Annotated in this window: 15 protein-coding genes and 1 pseudogene; 9 read left to right on the plus strand and 7 right to left on the minus strand. The window is 61.5% G+C overall.

The features are described from left to right. Positions 1–83: 83 nt before the first annotated feature. The 7 genes from AWB69_RS35640 to AWB69_RS35675 all read right to left on the minus strand — a co-directional run bounded on the left by AWB69_RS35640 (position 84) and on the right by AWB69_RS35675 (position 7768). A complete protein-coding gene (locus tag AWB69_RS35640) occupies positions 84–845 on the minus strand; it encodes a glycine zipper 2TM domain-containing protein (RefSeq protein WP_062091497.1) in 762 nt (253 codons plus the stop codon). Between the two features lie 323 nt (positions 846–1168). Further along, positions 1169–2695: a lysine--tRNA ligase gene (gene lysS, locus AWB69_RS35645; protein WP_062091498.1), complete on the minus strand. Its 1527-nt coding sequence runs from the start codon at positions 2693–2695 to the stop codon at positions 1169–1171. 284 nt (positions 2696–2979) lie between these two features. Continuing rightward, positions 2980–4084 (minus strand): peptide chain release factor 2 gene (prfB, locus tag AWB69_RS35655; protein WP_156529075.1). Its coding sequence is split into 2 segments (ribosomal slippage): positions 2980–4002 and positions 4004–4084, totalling 1104 coding nucleotides; the frame shifts between segments, so codons are not numbered across the junction. A gap of 92 nt (positions 4085–4176) precedes the next feature. Further along, positions 4177–5883 carry a single-stranded-DNA-specific exonuclease RecJ gene (gene recJ / locus AWB69_RS35660; protein ID WP_062091500.1) on the minus strand — a complete coding sequence of 569 codons (1707 nt, stop codon included), beginning with the start codon at positions 5881–5883 and terminating at the stop codon, positions 4177–4179. A 53-nt stretch (positions 5884–5936) separates the two neighbouring features. Next, positions 5937–7046 (minus strand): hypothetical protein, encoded by a 1110-nt coding sequence (locus tag AWB69_RS35665; protein WP_062091501.1) that lies wholly within the window; start codon positions 7044–7046, stop codon positions 5937–5939. Positions 7047–7170: 124 nt separating this feature from the next. Continuing rightward, on the minus strand, positions 7171–7473 hold the full coding sequence (locus tag AWB69_RS35670) for a HigA family addiction module antitoxin (protein ID WP_062091511.1): 303 nt from the start codon (positions 7471–7473) through the stop codon (positions 7171–7173). Between the two features lie 16 nt (positions 7474–7489). Further along, positions 7490–7768 (minus strand): type II toxin-antitoxin system RelE/ParE family toxin, encoded by a 279-nt coding sequence (locus AWB69_RS35675; RefSeq protein WP_062091502.1) that lies wholly within the window; start codon positions 7766–7768, stop codon positions 7490–7492. A gap of 467 nt (positions 7769–8235) precedes the next feature. Between AWB69_RS35675 and AWB69_RS35680 the strand changes: the two genes are divergently transcribed. The 9 genes and pseudogenes from AWB69_RS35680 to eno all read left to right on the plus strand — a co-directional run. Next, the gene (locus AWB69_RS35680) at positions 8236–9489 is read left to right on the plus strand and encodes a lipoprotein-releasing ABC transporter permease subunit (protein WP_062091503.1); all 1254 of its coding nucleotides are present in this window, start codon (positions 8236–8238) and stop codon (positions 9487–9489) included. After that, the gene (gene lolD, locus AWB69_RS35685; RefSeq protein ID WP_062091504.1) at positions 9482–10189 is read left to right on the plus strand and encodes a lipoprotein-releasing ABC transporter ATP-binding protein LolD; all 708 of its coding nucleotides are present in this window, start codon (positions 9482–9484) and stop codon (positions 10187–10189) included. Before AWB69_RS35680 ends, lolD begins: the two co-directional genes overlap by 8 nt. A 16-nt stretch (positions 10190–10205) precedes the next feature. Further along, positions 10206–10994 (plus strand): TatD family hydrolase, encoded by a 789-nt coding sequence (locus tag AWB69_RS35690; protein WP_062091505.1) that lies wholly within the window; start codon positions 10206–10208, stop codon positions 10992–10994. A 92-nt stretch (positions 10995–11086) separates the two neighbouring features. Further along, a complete protein-coding gene (locus AWB69_RS35695; protein WP_062091506.1) occupies positions 11087–13651 on the plus strand; it encodes a DNA internalization-related competence protein ComEC/Rec2 in 2565 nt (854 codons plus the stop codon). 45 nt (positions 13652–13696) lie between these two features. Beyond that, positions 13697–14545, plus strand: coding sequence for an alpha/beta fold hydrolase (locus AWB69_RS35700; RefSeq protein ID WP_062091507.1), 849 nt, complete (start codon positions 13697–13699; stop codon positions 14543–14545). Positions 14546–14695: 150 nt separating this feature from the next. Then, on the plus strand, positions 14696–16420 hold the full coding sequence (locus AWB69_RS35705) for a CTP synthase (protein WP_062091508.1): 1725 nt from the start codon (positions 14696–14698) through the stop codon (positions 16418–16420). Beyond that, positions 16417–17271 carry a 3-deoxy-8-phosphooctulonate synthase gene (kdsA, locus tag AWB69_RS35710; protein ID WP_031363912.1) on the plus strand — a complete coding sequence of 285 codons (855 nt, stop codon included), beginning with the start codon at positions 16417–16419 and terminating at the stop codon, positions 17269–17271. The genes AWB69_RS35705 and kdsA overlap by 4 nt, the downstream gene beginning before the upstream one ends. A gap of 272 nt (positions 17272–17543) precedes the next feature. Continuing rightward, the gene (locus tag AWB69_RS50945; protein ID WP_197500388.1) at positions 17544–17672 is read left to right on the plus strand and encodes a DUF1330 domain-containing protein; all 129 of its coding nucleotides are present in this window, start codon (positions 17544–17546) and stop codon (positions 17670–17672) included. 79 nt (positions 17673–17751) lie between these two features. Continuing rightward, a pseudogene (gene eno / locus AWB69_RS35715) lies at positions 17752–17951 on the plus strand (phosphopyruvate hydratase); the annotation flags it as partial.

Here is a 17951-nt window from a genome sequence, read left to right on the forward strand (position 1 = left end):
CAGTTAAAGCAAAACGGCGATTCCATCAGGAATCGCCGTTGGCTTTTGTGCTCGGGCTTGAACGCGGGCCAGCCCGCTACAGATCAGCCTGCAACCAGCGTGCCGTTCTGGATACGCACGCGCTCACCCTGGTTGAACGGCGGGGCCTGGTGATACGTGAAATAACGCGTCTTGCCGTTTTCCATATGCACGCGTACCGAATAGTCGGTGGTGCTGCGCAGATGTTTTTCGACCGCATTGCCGCCCAGCCCACCGCCAAGTGCGCCAAGGATCGTCATGCCGGTACGACCGCCTCCACGTCCAAACTGATTACCGATAAGCCCACCCGCCACCGCGCCACCCACCGCGCCGATGCCGGTTGCCTGGCCTTCATGCCGCACAGCCGAGATTGCTTCTACCGTGCCGCAGGTCGAGCAATAGGCGGGTTGGGCGGGAGCTTGCTGCGCGTAGTTGGGCTGCTGTACGGGCTGCTGCGCTACCTGAGGGACGGGCTGTTGCTGCTGGGCCGCTTGTTGCTGCGCTGCCTGGGCGGCCGCGCTCTGTTGAGCTTGCTGCTGAGCAAGCTGCTCCTGCTGCGCCTGTTGTTGCTGGGCGGCAGTAGGCTCGGCCGGCTGTGCAGCGGGTTGTGTAGCCGATTGTGTCACGACCTGCGCCGCCTGGGTCTGGTCGTTGGTCGGCGAAGTGCTCGATGCTTTCGGGAACAGGCCGGTGACGGCTGCCGTGGCGGCGAGGCTGGCGATGATGATCGCGCCCGCGGCGGTTGCAACCAGCGGATGAATCTTGCGCTGGCGCGGGGCGCCGGGCGTCGGTGAACTCGATGTGGTCATGTTGTTGCTGTTATCCATTTTTGGACCTCCGTCTCAAGGCAGAGTGTGACGATACTGGGTCTGACTGGGTTTAACGCTACTCACGAGAGCAGTGTCGAACAATCTGAAGCGTAAGGTTTGTCAATTTGTAACGTTTCCAGGCAACCATAAGACGCAAGAAACGCACCGGGGTGAAAAGGTACGGCGACGCCTTGTTTCGTAAGGGTTTTCCAGATTGCCCAAGGGTAGTGCGGCAGCCTTGACCGACTGTTTTTACCGAAAGTTACAATCTTGGCCATTCTTCAGGACGAAAAAAAGGCGCTTTCGCGCCTTTTTTACAAACTTCGTTGGTATTGCTTGAGTCAGTCTTCGCGACGCAGATGCGGGAAGAGGATGACGTCACGGATGCTCGGGCTGTCGGTCAGCAGCATGACCAGCCGGTCGATACCAATTCCGCAGCCGCCCGTCGGCGGCATGCCGTGCTCCAGCGCGCGAATGTAGTCTGCGTCGTAGAACATGGCTTCCTCGTCGCCGGCCTCTTTCTGGTCGACTTGTTTCTGGAAACGCGCTGCCTGGTCTTCCGGATCGTTCAGCTCCGAGAAACCATTCGCGATTTCGCGGCCCACAATGAACAACTCGAAGCGTTCCGTGATGCCCGGAGCCGTATCCGATGCCCGCGCCAACGGCGAGACTTCCAGCGGATAGTCGACAATAAACGTCGGTTCCCACAATTGCGATTCGGCCGTTTCCTCGAACAACGCGAGTTGCAACGAACCAACGCCCGCGTTCAAGAACTGCGGCTGTGATGCATCGACGCCGAACTTCTTCAGCTCGGTGCGCAGGAACGCTGCATCGGCGAGTTGTTCGTCCGTGTATTGCGGCGCATATTTCTGGATTGCTTCGCAGATCGTCAACCGATGGAACGGCTTCGACAAATCCAGTTCACGCCCTTGATACACGATGTTCGCGTTGCCACGGGCATCGACGGCCGCCTGACGGATCAGCGCTTCGGTGAAGTCCATCATCCACGTGTAATCCGTATACGCGGCGTAGAACTCCATCATCGTGAACTCGGGGTTGTGTCGCGGGGACACCCCTTCGTTGCGGAAATTCCGGTTGATTTCGAACACGCGTTCGAAGCCGCCGACCACCAGCCGCTTCAAATACAGTTCCGGCGCAATACGCAGGAACATTTGCATGTCGAGCGCATTGTGATGCGTGACGAACGGCTTCGCCGCGGCGCCGCCGGGAATCGGGTGCAGCATCGGCGTTTCGACTTCCATGAAATCCGCCTTCGCCATGAAACTGCGGATCGATGCGAACGCCTTCGTGCGCGCAATAAACGTCTGACGCGTTTCCGGCGTCACGATCAGGTCGACATAACGCTGGCGATAGCGCATTTCCTGATCGGCGAGGCCGTGGAATTTATCGGGAAGAGGGCGCAGCGCTTTGGTCAGCAGGCGCAGTTCCGTGCAACGCACCGACAATTCGCCCTTGTTCGTGCGAAACAGGACACCCTTCGACGCGATGATGTCGCCCAGGTCCCACTTCTTGAACGCGTCGTAGACTTCCTGGCCGACGTCGGCGGGCGTGATGAAGAACTGGATCTGGCCGCTGCCGTCTTGCACCGTTGCAAAACTCGCCTTGCCCATCACGCGTTTCAACATCATCCGGCCCGCGACCGCGACTTGCAGCGCCTCGGCTTCGAGCGCGTCCTTGTCTTTATCGGCGTAATCGGATTGCAGCGCGGCAGCTTGGTGCGTTGGCCGGAAATCGTTCGGATAAGCAATTCCCTGCTCGCGCAGCGCACGGAGTTTGTCGCGACGCTCGGCGAGGATCCGGTTTTCGTCCGGTTCGGGAGCGTCGCCCGGCTGAGTCAGTTCGGTCATGATGTGTTTGGCTTTGAGTGCGATGAATGCGGCTTGGTCGTGGACCGATGCTGCGTCTATGCCGTTTGCGTGCTGTTTGCATCAGGCCGCGTGAACGACAATCTTGAAACACAGGCCACACGGATGGTCGCAAATATTAGCGATGCAATGCTGCGATGTGCCGCCGCTATATTGCTGCAATACGTTTACTGCAATAGCTTGCTGTGAGCGAAGCAAGCGAGGTAGTTGGCGCGGCGCGTGTGACCAACCCCGCGCCCTTTGCCCGCTGTTTGCTCGCTGTTCGCTTATACGCCCTGTTTGAGACTTGCGCCGATGAAGTCGTCCAGGTCGCCGTCGAGCACGGCCTTCGTGTTGCTGATTTCCACGTTCGTGCGCAGGTCCTTGATACGGCTGTTGTCGAGCACGTACGAGCGGATCTGGTGACCCCAGCCCACGTCGGTCTTGCTGTTTTCCAGGTTGTCTTTCTCGACTTGGCGCTTGCGCATTTCGAACTCGTACAGCTTCGCTTTCAGCATCTGCATGGCTTCGGCGCGGTTACGGTGCTGCGAGCGGTCGTTCTGGCACTGCACAACAATCCCGGTGGGCGCGTGAGTCAGGCGCACGGCCGAATCGGTCTTGTTGATGTGCTGTCCGCCCGCGCCGGACGCGCGATACGTGTCGGTGCGAATGTCCGCCGGATTGATATCGATTTCGATGGAATCGTCGACTTCCGGATACACGAAGATCGATGAGAACGACGTATGGCGTCCACCTGACGAATCAAAGGGCGATTTACGCACGAGCCGGTGAACACCCGTTTCCGTACGCAGGAAACCGTAGGCGTATTCGCCTTCCACCTTGATTGTCGCGCTCTTGATACCGGCAACGTCGCCGTCGGATTCTTCGAGCACTTCGGTCTTGAAGCCTTTGCGTTCGCAGTAGCGCAGGTACTGGCGCATCAGCATGGCCGCCCAGTCGCACGCTTCCGTGCCGCCGGCGCCCGCCTGGATATCGATGAAGCAGTTGTTCGGGTCGGCCGGGTTGGAGAACATCCGGCGGAATTCCATGTCTTCGACGCGTTTTTCGAGCGCCGCCGTGTCCGCTTCACATGAGACGAGCGTGTCTTCGTCGTCTTCTTCACGGGCCATGTCGAAGAGATCCTGCGTGTCGCGCAGGTCGTTATCGAGGTCCGTAAGGGTGGTGACCACCGTATCCAGCAGCTTTTTCTCGCGACCCAGGGCCTGGGCGTTTTTCGAGTCGTTCCAGACGTTCGGGTCTTCTAGTACCCGGTTGACTTCGTCCAGACGCAGGGCCTTGGCGTCGTAGTCAAAGATACCCCCGGAGCTCGCCAGCGCGACGGCGCAGGTCGGCGAGGAGGTTCTCGATTGCGTTTAGACGTTCCGCTTCCATTTGATCGTTTTCAGGTTTTTTGATTGAGACCGAAATTATAGCTTAGCGGACGAGGGGCATTGGCGCGTGGACGGCGGCCGGGTTGGCGGTCCTCACCCGAGCGCATGCTCAACGATCATCTGCACCCGGGCGACCCCATTCCAGGTATCGGAAACCAGCCGGTATGCGACCACGGTGCGCGCCGGCAGCGTTTCCGTGTGATTGAACCAGATCGCGTTGAACCGTTGCTGCCCGCGCCGCAATTGCAGCTTCAGGTGTTTGTCCTTGACCAGCGCCTGGGACGCCACTTCAAACTCCCCGGAAAACACGGGCGCCGGAAAGCCTTGCCCCCAAACCGCGCCATCGATCAATTCAACAAACTGCGGGGTGAAATAAGCGTCCTCGAGCTCGCCGTCGGTTTCAACCACCCGCGACAACGCGTCGGACGTCAGCCACTCGCGCCCTACGGCTTCGAACGCCGCGGTAAACCGCGGAATATCGGCAGTCACGATCGTCATCCCGGCCGCCATCGCGTGGCCGCCGAATTTCACGATCATCCCGGGCTCGCGCTTGGAAATCAGATCGACGGCATCGCGCAGATGAAACCCGGGAATCGAGCGCCCCGATCCCTTCGATAAAACCCCGCTCTCGTCGGCATGGGCAAACGTGAACGACGGCCGGTGAAACTTCTCCTTCAGCCGCCCCGCGACAATGCCGATCACGCCCTGGTGCCAGGCCGGATTAAACAGCGTCAGGGTCGCGGAATCCGCCGGATCGATAGCCGCCAGTTCTTCCAGCGCCTGTTCCTGCATGCCGGCTTCAATTTCACGCCGCTCGCGATTGATCGAATCCAGTTGCTGTGCCAGTTCCCATGCGCGACCGATGTCGTCGGTGATCAGGCATTCAATCCCGAGCGACATATCCGATAACCGTCCCGCCGCATTCAGCCGCGGCCCCAGCGCAAAACCGAGATCGAATCCCGACGCGGCGCGGGCATCGCGCGCGGCCGCGCGAAACAGCGCCGCAATGCCGGGTTGCATCCGTCCCGCGCGAATTCGCTTCAACCCCTGCGCGACCAGAATCCGGTTGTTCGGATCGAGCTTCACGACGTCGGCGACGGTGCCGAGCGCAACCAGATCGAGCAGGCCGTCCAGACGTGGTTCGGAAGCGTCGGTGGTGAAAGCATTGCGGCGACGCAACTCCGCCCGCAATGCCAGCAGGACGTAGAAAATCACTCCCACGCCGGCGATGCACTTGCTCTCGAACGTACAGCCTGGCTGATTTGGATTCACGATCGCACGCGCGGGCGGCAGGTCGTCGCCAGGGAGATGATGATCGGTTACGAGCACGTCGATACCCAACGCATTCGCGGCCTCGACGCCGTCGACGCTTGCGATGCCGTTATCGACGGTAATCAGCAGATCCGGTTTCCCACCCGCGCGGCTCGCAGCCAGCGCGACGATTTCAGGGGTCAGCCCATAGCCGTATTCGAACCGGTTCGGCACCAGGTAATCGATCTGCGCGCCGAACATCCGCAAGCCGCGCACGGCGACGGCGCAAGCGGTGGCGCCGTCGCAATCGTAGTCGGCGACGACCAGCATTCGGCGTTTCGCCGCGAGCGCGTCCGCGAGAACGGCGGCGGCCTCGTCGCAACCTTTCAGCCCGACGGGCGCGTGCAATTTCTTGAGCTCGGTCTCGATCTCCTGCGGCGAACACACGCCACGCGACGCGTACAGGCGCGCGATGACAGGGTGAACGCCGTGGCGCACGAGCACCGCGGCATCGGCGGGAGAAGGGGCGCGGGTGACGATTCGGGTCATGCGGACAGGCCGGTGAAGATTCGTTTCATTCGATTCATTTCAATTCAATGCATTTATTCGATAAGCAGCGCCGCGATCGGACGCCGCCGCCAGAATTTGCGCAGCGCGCCGCGCGTGACGGTCAGCGACACGGAGCCGGTGTCGCTGCACAACGTGAGGCGCAGCGTGCCGAGCGTGCCGTTTTCGAGTGCGGCGAGGGCGGGCGCGAACCAGTCGCGCTCCAGCGTCCCGAGCGCGTCATTCCAGCGCGCCCAGTCCTGTTCGATGAACGGCGCGGAAAACGGATCGACTTCGACGAGCGTACGGCCGTCCGTTGCCGTTGTTGAACCCATGAAAGCGGCGAAGGATTCCGGCGGCGCTTGCGGCACGATATCGGCCGCCAGCGCGAGCCCGCGCGTGGCGGGCGCGTTCGACAGCACGTGCGCGAACGGGCTCGTCACGCCGCGTAGCGCGCCTTGCGCGTGTAGCCAGATCGAGTTGATCGCGGGCAAGCCACGCGCTTCACGCGCTTCGTTGAGCGGATGCTCGAACCAGGCCATCTGCACTTCGTTCTGCAGCTTCATCCACGCCCGTGAGCGCTCGCCGGTACCGGCTTCATGCGGCAACCAGATCTCGATATTGCGCCCGCTCGCCCGTAGCGGAGACGCGCCCGCCAGCGTGCCCAGATTCGGCCCGGCGACGTACCAGCGTGCCGGTTGCGGTGCCTGAATGGTCAACCCGAGGTCTTCTATCAGCGGCTTGACGACATCGAACAACGTGCGGGCTTCCTGATCGTCCATACCCAGCGTTGCCGGATCGATCAGCACCAGATGGTCACGCGCGATTCGCACGTGCACCGGTTCGATACATGCCCAGGTGGTGTCGCCGGGCGTTCCGCCGTCGGCGAGCAGCATATAGGGTGCGAGCGGCGCTTCGTCGGCGGCTTGTCCAGGCGCCTCGTTCACCACGCCGAACTGCCGTGCGATCCAGCGCTCGTGAGGCAGCGTGCGCTGGAAATCCTCGCCGATCACGCGCTCTTCGAGCGTCGCGCGGGCGAGCAGTCGGTCGAGCGCGGGGCGGTCCAGCTTGTGCAGCGCAGTGGCGGCATCCGCAGCTGAGGGCAGCGCGAACGGCAAAAGAAGGTGAAGGTCTGGGAGCTTGGGCGTGGGCATGATGCTGCGCATTGTATGGCAAAGACCCGTTGTTCTCCGGGTGCTCGATCAGCTTGCCAACCCAGGTCCGAAGGCGTTGCCTGGACACCCGAGGTCGGGGATCAGCGCAGCTTCACTTACTGCCGGGCCTGACGCATCACGCACGCGACAACTCACGCGGTTCAACCTTGCGATCGATTTCACTACGCGTTGGCAATGTTTTCAGGTCATACATGGCCTGGAGATTCAACCAGAACTCGGGCGTCGAGTTGAAGTAGCGTGCAAGGCGATAGGCTGTGTCGGCCGTGACGCCGCGCCGTTCCTTCACGATTTCATGCAGACGGGTAGCCGGCACGTTCAGCGCCAGCGCCAGGGCGTTCACGCTCATTTCGAGCGGGACCAGATAATCTTCCCGCAAGATCTCGCCCGGATGAACCGGACGCATGCCGTTCTTGGACATGTGCATCCCTATATTTTCAGTGATATTCGATAATTTCGACGTCGACGGGACCCTTCGTCGTCCATTTGAAACAAACGCGCCATTGGCCGTTAATCCGGATGCTGAGCTGACCGCGCCGGTCACCGGAAAGGGATTCGAGCCGGTTGCCGGGCGGCGACTTCAGATCACGTATTTCCACCGCAGCGTCCAGTGCCGTGAGCCTTCTGATCGCGACATCAGCGATTGCCTGAAACCGTTTCGGTGTTCCGCCTTCGTAGAGTGCTTGCGTGTCCTTGCATCGGAACGTTTGGATCATTATGTTTATCGTATTACGTTTTGCGTAATACGTCAAGAGTTACAGTGAGGACCCGTCTCAACGGTTGATGCCGGGTTTTTGAAGGGGCGATGCCGTGCAGGCGGGCCTGGCGAGTATGAACTGCTGCATCGGCGTGGGAAGTCGTCCGAATGGCCAGCACGGTGGCTTGCGCCATCGTTTTTCACTCCGCCACGTCGTCCTGTCTAAAGGAGTAGCTAAGAATTGTGTGGCAAACTTCGCGCTTGATTGCAGACGGATCGGCGCGTCCGGCTCGCGCCGGATCAATGCGGTAAGGATTGAGAAGGCGTTGTGATTGCCACCCGGGCAGACTGGCTCGGGTTAGCAACGGCGCAAGTCATCGGTCGCGCTCTTTCTTCACGGGCGCGTGGATTGAAACAAACAAACGGCCGTGCGCCGAATGCGCGAAGTAAAGATCGAAGAACGTTAGAACGCTGAAAAGGAATCGCTTGAAACTTCCCTACGAATGGCAGATCGGCTGGCGCTATACCCGCGCCGGCAAACGCACTACCGGCAACGGTTTCATCTCTTTCATCGCGCTGGTCTCAATGGCCGGCATCGCCTTGGGCGTAGCCGCGCTGATCGTGGTGCTCTCAGTAATGAACGGGTTCCAGAAAGAGGTTCGCGACCGCATGTTGTCGGTGCTGGCGCACGTCGAAATATTCTCGCCGACCGGGTCCATGCCCAACTGGCAGCTGACCGCCCAGGAAGCGCGCAAGAATCCGGAAGTGATCGGCGCGGCGCCTTACGTGGACGCCCAGGCGCTCCTCACGCGCCAGGGCGCGGTCAGCGGCGTGGCGTTGCGGGGCGTCGAACCGTCGCTTGAACCGCAGGTGTCGGACATTGGCAAGGAGATGCGAGGCGGCAAGCTCACCGATCTCGTGCCGGGCAGCTTTGGCATTGTGCTGGGCGCGGATCTGGCGACCAATCTCGGCGTGACCACGGGCGACAAGATCACGCTGGTCGCGCCCGAAGGCACGATCACGCCGGCGGGCATGCTGCCGCGGCTCAAGCAGTTCACTGTTGTCGGCGTGTTCGAGTCGGGGCACTACGAATACGACTCCACGCTGGCGCTGATTTCCATCGCCGACGCTGAGGCGCTATTCCGGCTGCCCGCGCCCACGGGCGTGCGCCTGAAGCTGAAGGACATGCAGCGCGCGCCGGAAGTCGCGCGGCAACTGTCGCGAACGCTCTCCGGCGACCTCTATATCCGCGACTGGACGCAGCAGAACAAAACGTGGTTCTCGGCCGTGCAGATCGAGAAACGCATGATGTTTATCATCCTGACACTGATTATTGCGGTGGCGGCGTTCAACCTGGTGTCGTCGCTGGTCATGACCGTGACCGATAAACAAGCGGATATAGCCATTCTTCGGACGCTCGGCGCGCAACCCGGCTCGATCATGAAGATCTTCGTGATCCAGGGCGTGACGATCGGCTTTATCGGTACGGCGCTCGGCGTATCGCTGGGGTGCCTTATCGCGTGGAGCATTCCGTGGCTCGTGCCCATGATCGAGCATCTGCTCGGCGTTCAATTCCTGCCGCCGTCGGTGTATTTCATCAGCGAATTGCCGTCCGAACTCGTCCCCGCCGACGTCGCGCGGATCGGTCTTATCGCATTCGTATTGTCATCGCTCGCTACGCTCTATCCGAGCTGGCGCGGTGCGAAGGTTCGTCCGGCGGAGGCGCTGCGCTATGAGTGATAACAACAACGCCATCGTGCTGGAAGCATCGGCCGTTTCGAAGACGTTCGTGCAGGGCGGCTTCAATGTGCAAGTGCTCGACAACGCGGAATTGCAGGTCCGCCGCGGCGAGAAGCTGGCGATCGTCGGGGCGTCGGGATCGGGTAAAAGCACGCTGCTTCATGTGCTCGGCGGTCTCGATGAACCCAGCGCCGGCAAGGTTTCACTGCTGGGCAAACCGTTTACCGCATTGCGTGAACGCGAACGCAACGAGTTGCGTAATCGCGCGCTCGGTTTCGTGTACCAGTTTCATCATTTGCTGGCGGAATTCAGTGCACTCGATAACGTCGCGATGCCGCTGCGGATTCGCCGGCTGAGCGAAGCCGATGCTCGTGAGCAGGCCATGACCATACTCGAGCGCGTGGGCATTGGTCATCGCGCGAAACATCGGCCGGGCGAGCTGTCGGGCGGCGAGCGTCAGCGCGTGGCGATCGCGCGCGCGCTGGTCACGCACCCGGCATGCGTGCTCGCCGACGAGCCGACCGGCAACCTGGACGGCGCGACCGCGGACACTGTGTTCAACCTGATGCTGGAGTTGTCGGAGACGTTGGAGACGAGCTTCGTGATCGTCACGCACGATCCCGATCTCGCCGCGCGCTGCGACCGCATCATGCGCTTGCGTGACGGCGTATTGTTCGAGGAGCCGGTCGTACCGGTTTAACTGCCGAGGGGGTCTCATGTGGATCGACACCCACTGCCATCTCGATGCATCCGAGTTCGATGCCGACCGCGATGATGTCGTGGCATCGGCATTGAAAGAGGGCGTCTCGCGCATCGTGATTCCGGGCGTGGAGCGCCAGAATTTCGACCGTGTACGTGAGCTCGCGCATCGCATTGAAGGCGGGGCATACGCACTCGGCATTCATCCGTTGTTCACGCCGCGGGCGCTGGACGACGATTTGCGCGTGCTGCGCGAGCAGATTGCCGCCAGTATGCAGGACCCGCGGTTTGTGGGTATTGGCGAGATCGGGCTGGACTATTTCGTGCCGGGGCTCGACGACGCGCGCCAGACCTTCTTCTATTACGAGCAGCTCAAGCTCGCGCGAGAGTTCGATTTGCCGGTGATCTGCCATGTGCGCAAATCGCAGGACAAGGTGCTCAAGGGCCTGCGCGTGTTCTCCGTCCAACGTGGTATTGCGCATGCGTTCAACGGCAGTTTTCAGCAGGCCGAAGCGTTCATCGCGCACGGCATGCGGCTGGGTTTCGGCGGTAATCTGACCTTCGAGCGGGCCCGGCAGATTCGACGCCTCGCTGCAGAGTTGCCGCTGGACGCGATCGTGCTCGAAACCGATGCGCCCGATATCGCGCCTTCATGGCTTTACAAGCATCGCAATACGCCGGATCAGGTAGCGGGCATTGCGCGAGTGCTTGCAGAGTTGCGCGGCATTGGCGAAGAGGCGCTTTCCCTAGGCACAACGGCTAACGCGCACGCCGCGCTGCCGCGGCTTGGTCTTATCTCCGCATAATCAGTTCCTCGTTGTCATTCGATTGCAGGCATTGAAGGATTGTTTCTTCCTTCGATGCGTCTGCGCTCGCGTCGAGTTTTTGAGGAGCGGGCGTGCGGGGTATCTTGATTGGTTTTGCACTGGGAGTCGCGTGCCTGCAACAGCAGGCTGCGCTGCCCGGCGTGGCGGTCATCTGCGCGCTTGTACTTATGTTCGGGTCCGCCTGTGCGATCGCGTTTTACTTGCCGCGGTTTCGCGCGGCATCGCTGATTGCGGCTGCATTGGTCGTTGGCTTTGGTTACGCCGCCTGGCGTGCAGACACGCGATTGCAACGTGTATTGCCCGTTGCGTTCGAGAACCGCAACATCGAGTTGACCGGATTCGTGCGCGGGTTGCCTATGCAAGGCGCGGACAGCACGCGGTTCCTGTTTGAAGTCGAATCGAACGATGCGGCGTTGCCGGATTTTCCGCGTGTCGTACAACTATCGTGGATAGCCGTGGATGGATCGAAACGCGGGCCTGCCGCCGTGCCGCCGCCTGCTCTTTGGGCCGGTCAACGATGGACGCTGGTTGCACGGTTAAAACGTCCGCATGGCAATGCAAATTTTCGTGGCCGGGACGCTGAGGTGGCGCTGCTCGCTCGCAACATCCGCGCGACCGGTTATGTGTCCATGCCGGGCGCGGCGCGGCGTTTGCCCACCGACGCGCGCGGCTTCGCCCTGACCATCGATCGTTGGCGGGCGCGCTTGCGCGAGCGGGTTTTAACGGCGCTCGACGGCGCTGCGCATCGAGGGATCGTGGTGGCGTTGGCAACCGGCGCGCAAGACACGGTCAGCGACGCCGACTGGACCTTGCTGCGCGCGACCGGCACCAGCCATCTGGTCGCAATTTCCGGCCTGCATATTGGTTTTGTCGCGGGGCTCGCGGCGCTATTGAGCGGCGGGTTGTGGCGGCGCTTGCGCTGGCGTGGATTGCCCGCGCCGCTGATCGTGTCGGCCCAGAAAGCGGCGGCGGCCGGTGCGGCGATATTTGCGGCCTTCTATGCAGCGCTCGCGGGATTCAACGTTCCCGCGCAACGATCGATGTGGATGCTGTGTTTCGTCGCGCTTGCCGTCCTGAGCGGCCGCCGGCCGGCGTCTTCGCTGGTGCTCGCGTGGGCGCTGGCATTGGTGCTGCTCGCCGATCCATGGGCGGTGACGGCGGCAGGATTCTGGTTATCGTTCTGCGCCGTGGCGGCCATCCTGTTTGCGATTGCATCGCGGGGACGACGGGCATCGGTCGGCTTCGCGGAGGAGTTCGCGGTGCCTCAGGATGATGGGGGCCCTTCGTCGAAGGAATCCGGGGATGAAGGCGGCGCTCAACCACGCCGCCATATCCGCGACCGGCTTGGCGACGTGATTGGACGCATCCGTGTTCGCTCGTTCGCGTGGCTCAGACACACATTCAGGCGCATCGGCCGAGGGATCGCGTCCAGCGCGCGCGTGCAATACGCCATAACGATTGGCCTTGCGCCGCTCACCGCGTACTGGTTTTTCCAGATCCCATTGCTGGGGCCGCTCGCCAACGCGTTCGCGATTCCCTGGATCAGCTTTCTCGTCACGCCGACGGTGCTTGTGGCCGTCTTGCTGCCCGTACCGCTTGACGTATTTGCGTACCGCGCGGCACATAGCTTGTTAGTGCCGATGTTCGACGCCCTGGCGCATCTGTCGGGACCGGCGTGGACCCTCTGGCGTTTGCCGCAGCCGGATGGTTTTGCACTTGTGGCCGCGGCCTTCGGCGTGATATGGGCGCTGGCTCCGCGCGGCTGGCCGTTGCGTTTTGCCGCGCCGCTCACCTGGCTGCCGCTCGCGCTGCCGGTTTCCAATGCGCCTCCGGCCGGCACGTTCCGGGTCACGGCGCTGGACATTGGCCAGGGTTCCTCGATTGTCATCGAAACCACCCATCACACCTTGCTCTTCGACACAGGCCCAGGCCCTGAATCCACGCGCGCAGGCGAGCGTCTCGTGGTGCCGTATCTGTTTGCCCACGGCCTGTTCACGCTCGATACGCTGATGATCAGCCACTCGGACTCCGATCACTCAGGCGGAGCGCCCGCCGTGCTCGAGAGCATTCGGGTCAGGCAATTCGCGGCTTCGTTGCGGCCGCGTGAAGCGTTGTGGAAGACGGCGCAGGACCATGGCAGCGCTTTGCTGCGCTGCGTCGCGGGGCAGCGCTGGCAGTGGGACGGCGTGGTGTTCGACGTGCTGTGGCCGCAGGCCGGGCCGCTAGCGGCCAAACCGAACGCAACTTCATGCGTGCTGAAAGTAACGAGCGCGGCAGGGCGCTCGGCGCTGCTGACGGCCGACATTGAAGCCGACGTCGAACGCCAGTTGCTGCAACTCGGGCAACGCGAGCCCGCCCGGCTCCAGGCTGACGTGCTGATCGTGCCGCATCACGGTAGCAAGACGTCGTCTACCGAGCCTTTCCTCGACGCCGTGAAGCCGCGCGTTGCGGTATTTCAGGTAGGCTACCGCAACCGTTTCAACCATCCGCATCCGACGGTTTTCGAGCGGTATCGACTGCGTCATATCGAGTTATCGCGCAGCGACGAAGACGGCGCGGCACGCATGGACGTGTCGGCGGAGGTGTCCATCGAACGATTCAGGCAGACGCACGCGCGTTACTGGATGGGACGGTGAACACAAGATTAAAAGCAACACATTAAAAAAGAGAGGGCACGCCGCTTGAAAGACATCCTGCATTTTTCGCATGCGAACGGGTTCCCCGCATCGACGTACCGGACAATCTTTGCCGAACTCGCCGATGACTACGAGATTCGCGCGATCGAACGTTTTGGTCACGATCCGCGGTTTCCGGTGACGCGCGACTGGCCGCATCTGGTGGATCAACTGCTCGAGGACATCGACGCCAGACGTCCGGCCGACGCAAAAGTGTGGCTGGTCGGGCATTCGCTGGGCGGGTATCTGTCGCTGATGGCGGCGCTCAAGCGGCCGCAATGGGTGAAAGGCGTCGTGATGCTGGATTCGCCGGTGATCGCCGGCTGGCGCAGCAGTCTGCTGCGTTTATCGCAATGGACCGGGCTCGACACGCGGCTTTCGCCCGCCGCCGCGACTAAAAATCGCCGCACGGACTGGCCGAGCCGCGAAGACGCGTGGCGCCACTTTCACGCGAAACCCGCGTTCGCCCGCTGGGACGAGCGCATGTTGTCGGATTACATCGATTTCGCGATTCCGGCGGAGATGGTTGGCGCCGCGGACGTCGGCGGTATCAATGAAGCTGCCGGCGGCCTCAACCGTCCCCGCAAGCTCGCGTTTGATCGCGATGTCGAATTCCGTATCTACAAGACGTTGCCGCGTACGCTGGGTGCGCGGGTCGCGCACGGCGTGCCGGTGCCGGTTGGATTCATCGCCGGAACGCATTCCCGGGAAGTGCGCCAGGTTGGGCTGAATATGACGCAGCGTATTGTGGACGGGCATTTCGAATGGATCCAGGGCAGTCATCTGTTTCCAATGGAACGCCCGGTGGAAACGGCGCGCGCATTGCAGCGCGCGCTTAACGGGCTGCGGGGATAACGCATATCCCGCGAGACGCTGTTGAGCCACATTCAATCCGCCGATAAATCCGCGACTGAAACTTGTCTTGCGCTGTAAATCGGCCCCGTCCGGCTCTGGGTTCCGGGGCGCCTTTCGGGTATAATCCGTTTTTCCCGCGAGCACCTAGCGATGACCAAATATGTATTCGTCACCGGCGGCGTAGTGTCTTCCCTCGGCAAGGGTATTGCCGCCGCTTCCCTCGCCGCGATCCTCGAATCGCGCGGTCTGAAAGTCACCCTCCTAAAGCTCGATCCCTACATCAACGTCGACCCCGGCACGATGAGCCCGTTTCAGCACGGGGAAGTGTTCGTGACGGAAGATGGTGCGGAAACGGACCTTGACCTTGGGCACTACGAGCGCTTCATCAGCACGAAGATGCGCAAGGCCAATAACTTCACGACCGGTCAGATCTACGAGTCGGTGATCCGCAAGGAACGCCGCGGCGAATATCTCGGCAAGACGGTTCAGGTCATTCCGCATATCACCAACGAAATCCAGGCTTTCCTGCAGCGCGGCGCGGCTGCGGCCACCTGCGGCGAGCCCGACGTGGCGATCGTGGAAATTGGCGGGACGGTGGGCGACATCGAATCGCTGCCGTTCCTCGAAGCCGCGCGCCAGATGAGCTTGCGCCTGGGACGCAACACCGCGTGTTTCGTGCATCTGACGCTCGTGCCGTATATCGCGACGGCCGGCGAACTCAAGACGAAACCCACGCAGCATAGCGTGCAGAAGCTGCGCGAAATCGGTATCTCGCCGCACGTGCTGCTGTGCCGCGCGGATCGTCCGATTCCCGGCGACGAACGCGCGAAGATTTCGCTGTTTTCCAATGTGCCGGAAGACGCGGTCATCTCGGTATGGGACGTGGACAGCATCTACAAGATTCCGCAGATGCTGCATGACCAGGGTCTCGACAACATCATTTGCGAAGAGCTCAAGCTCACGGCGAAACCCGCCGACCTCAGCATGTGGGCCGGTCTCGTCCAGAAGCTCGAGAACCCGCAAAACGAAGTCACCATCGGCATGGTCGGCAAGTATGTGGAACTGACCGAGTCGTACAAGTCGCTGATCGAGGCGCTCAAGCACGCGTCCATTCATACGTCGACGAAGGTCAACATTGAATACATCGATTCCGAGCAGATCGAAACGGATGGCGTAGCCGGCCTCAAGCATCTCGACGCCGTGCTCGTGCCCGGTGGTTTCGGCGCGCGCGGCACTGAAGGCAAGATCAAGGCGATCCAGTACGCACGTGAATCGAAGACACCATACCTGGGCATTTGCCTTGGCATGCAACTGGCTGTGATCGAATTTGCCCGGGACGTCGCCGGCCTGGCGGACGCGAACAGCACGGAATTTGATTCATCGACCACCAATCCGGTCGTCGCGCTCATCACCGAGTGGTATGACCGCGCGGGCCGCGTTGAAAAGCGTACGGAAGAGTCGGATCTGGGCGGCACGATGCGTCTGGGTTCGCAGAAATGTCCGATCAAGCCGGGCACCATGGCTGCGCGTATCTACGGTACGGACGTGAACGAGCGCCATCGGCATCGTTATGAAGTGAACAACCGCTTCGTGCCGCAACTCGAGGCGGGCGGCCTGGTGATCAGCGCGCGCACGCCGAGCGAAGATCTGCCGGAAATGATGGAGCTGCCGGAATCCATGCACCCATGGTTCGTCGGCGTGCAGTTCCATCCGGAGTTCACGTCGTCACCGCGCAATGGTCATCCGCTTTTCAAGGAATTCGTCGAAGCGGCGCGTGCGCATCACCTGGCGTTGAAGGCGAACGGCCTGGCGAGCACGGTTGCTGAACACGTGCCCGCGCCGGCCGTGGCGGTTTCCGTCGGAGCGCAAGCATGAAGCTGTGTGATTTCGAAGTCGGTCTGGACCAGCCGTTTTTCCTGATCGCGGGCACGTGTGTGGTCGAGTCGGAGCAAATGACGATTGACGTCGCTGGCCGCCTCAAGGAAATCTGCGCGAAAGTGGGCGTGCCGTTCATCTACAAATCGTCGTATGACAAAGCCAATCGCAGTTCCGGCAAGTCGTTCCGCGGTCTTGGCATGGACGAAGGCCTGCGGATTCTCGGCGAAGTAAAAAAACAACTCGGCCTGCCCGTTCTCACCGATGTTCATTCGGAGCACGAGATCGAGGCGGTCGCGTCGGTTGTGGACGTGCTGCAGACGCCCGCGTTCCTGTGCCGCCAGACCGATTTCATTCACGCATGCGCGCGTTCGGGGAAACCGGTCAACATCAAGAAGGGCCAGTTTCTCGCGCCGCACGACATGAAGAACGTCATCGACAAAGCCCGCGACGCCGCGCGCGAAGCCGGTTTGTCCGACGACCGGTTCATGGCGTGCGAACGTGGCGTGTCGTTTGGTTATAACAATCTGGTTTCCGACATGCGCTCGCTCGCGATCATGCGGGAAACCAATGCGCCCGTCGTCTTCGACGCCACGCATTCCGTCCAGTTGCCGGGCGGGCAGGGCACGAGTTCAGGTGGACAGCGCGAATTCGTACCGGTGCTGGCACGTGCTGCGATCGCCACCGGCGTAGCGGGCGTGTTCATGGAAACGCATCCGGACCCGGCGAACGCGAAGTCCGACGGACCGAACGCCGTACCGCTACACAGAATGGAAGCACTGCTGGAGACACTCGTTGCGTTGGATCGGGCCGTGAAGCGCGGACCATTTCTCGAGAACGATTTCAGTTAAGGACGCTGCGGGCGCTGCGCATATTCAAGCGCAGGCGCTCGCTCAAGCATCCACATCCGCGACGTACCGGTAGGGGAGTGTCATGGCGAAGGGTTATGTCTTCATGAACGCGAACTTTACTGACCCCGATAAATTCGCCACATATCAGCCGTGATCAATGAAGGCGATTGAAGCATACGGTGGTAAGTTTCTGGTGCGTAGCGGACGGAGTGAGGCGTTTGAAGATTAATGCGCCCACCCTCGGTCGTACCCGAATTTGTTGACTGCATTCGTTGACGACATTCATCGACTACGAGGCCGCCAAAAAATGGTATCACTCCGCCCAATACGAAGCCGAAGCGGCGCGCCACGTGCGAACGGGCGCAGCAGAATTGAACATGATGGTCGTAGAAGGCCTCTGAAACCGGGCGCTCGCGCACCGGCAAGATGTTAAACCGACCTGCTGTCTGACCTGATTCACCGTCATTTCTTGAGGAAACCATGAGTGCTATCGTAGATATCATCGGTCGCGAGATTCTGGACTCGCGAGGCAACCCCACCGTCGAATGTGACGTCCTGCTGGAGTCGGGCACGATGGGCCGCGCCGCGGTGCCGTCGGGTGCCTCCACCGGATCGCGCGAAGCGATCGAATTGCGCGACGGCGAAGCCGGCCGCTACGGCGGCAAGGGCGTGTTGAAGGC

Origin of the sequence: Caballeronia udeis (assembly GCF_001544555.2) — a bacterium.
GTDB lineage: Bacteria > Pseudomonadota > Gammaproteobacteria > Burkholderiales > Burkholderiaceae > Caballeronia > Caballeronia udeis.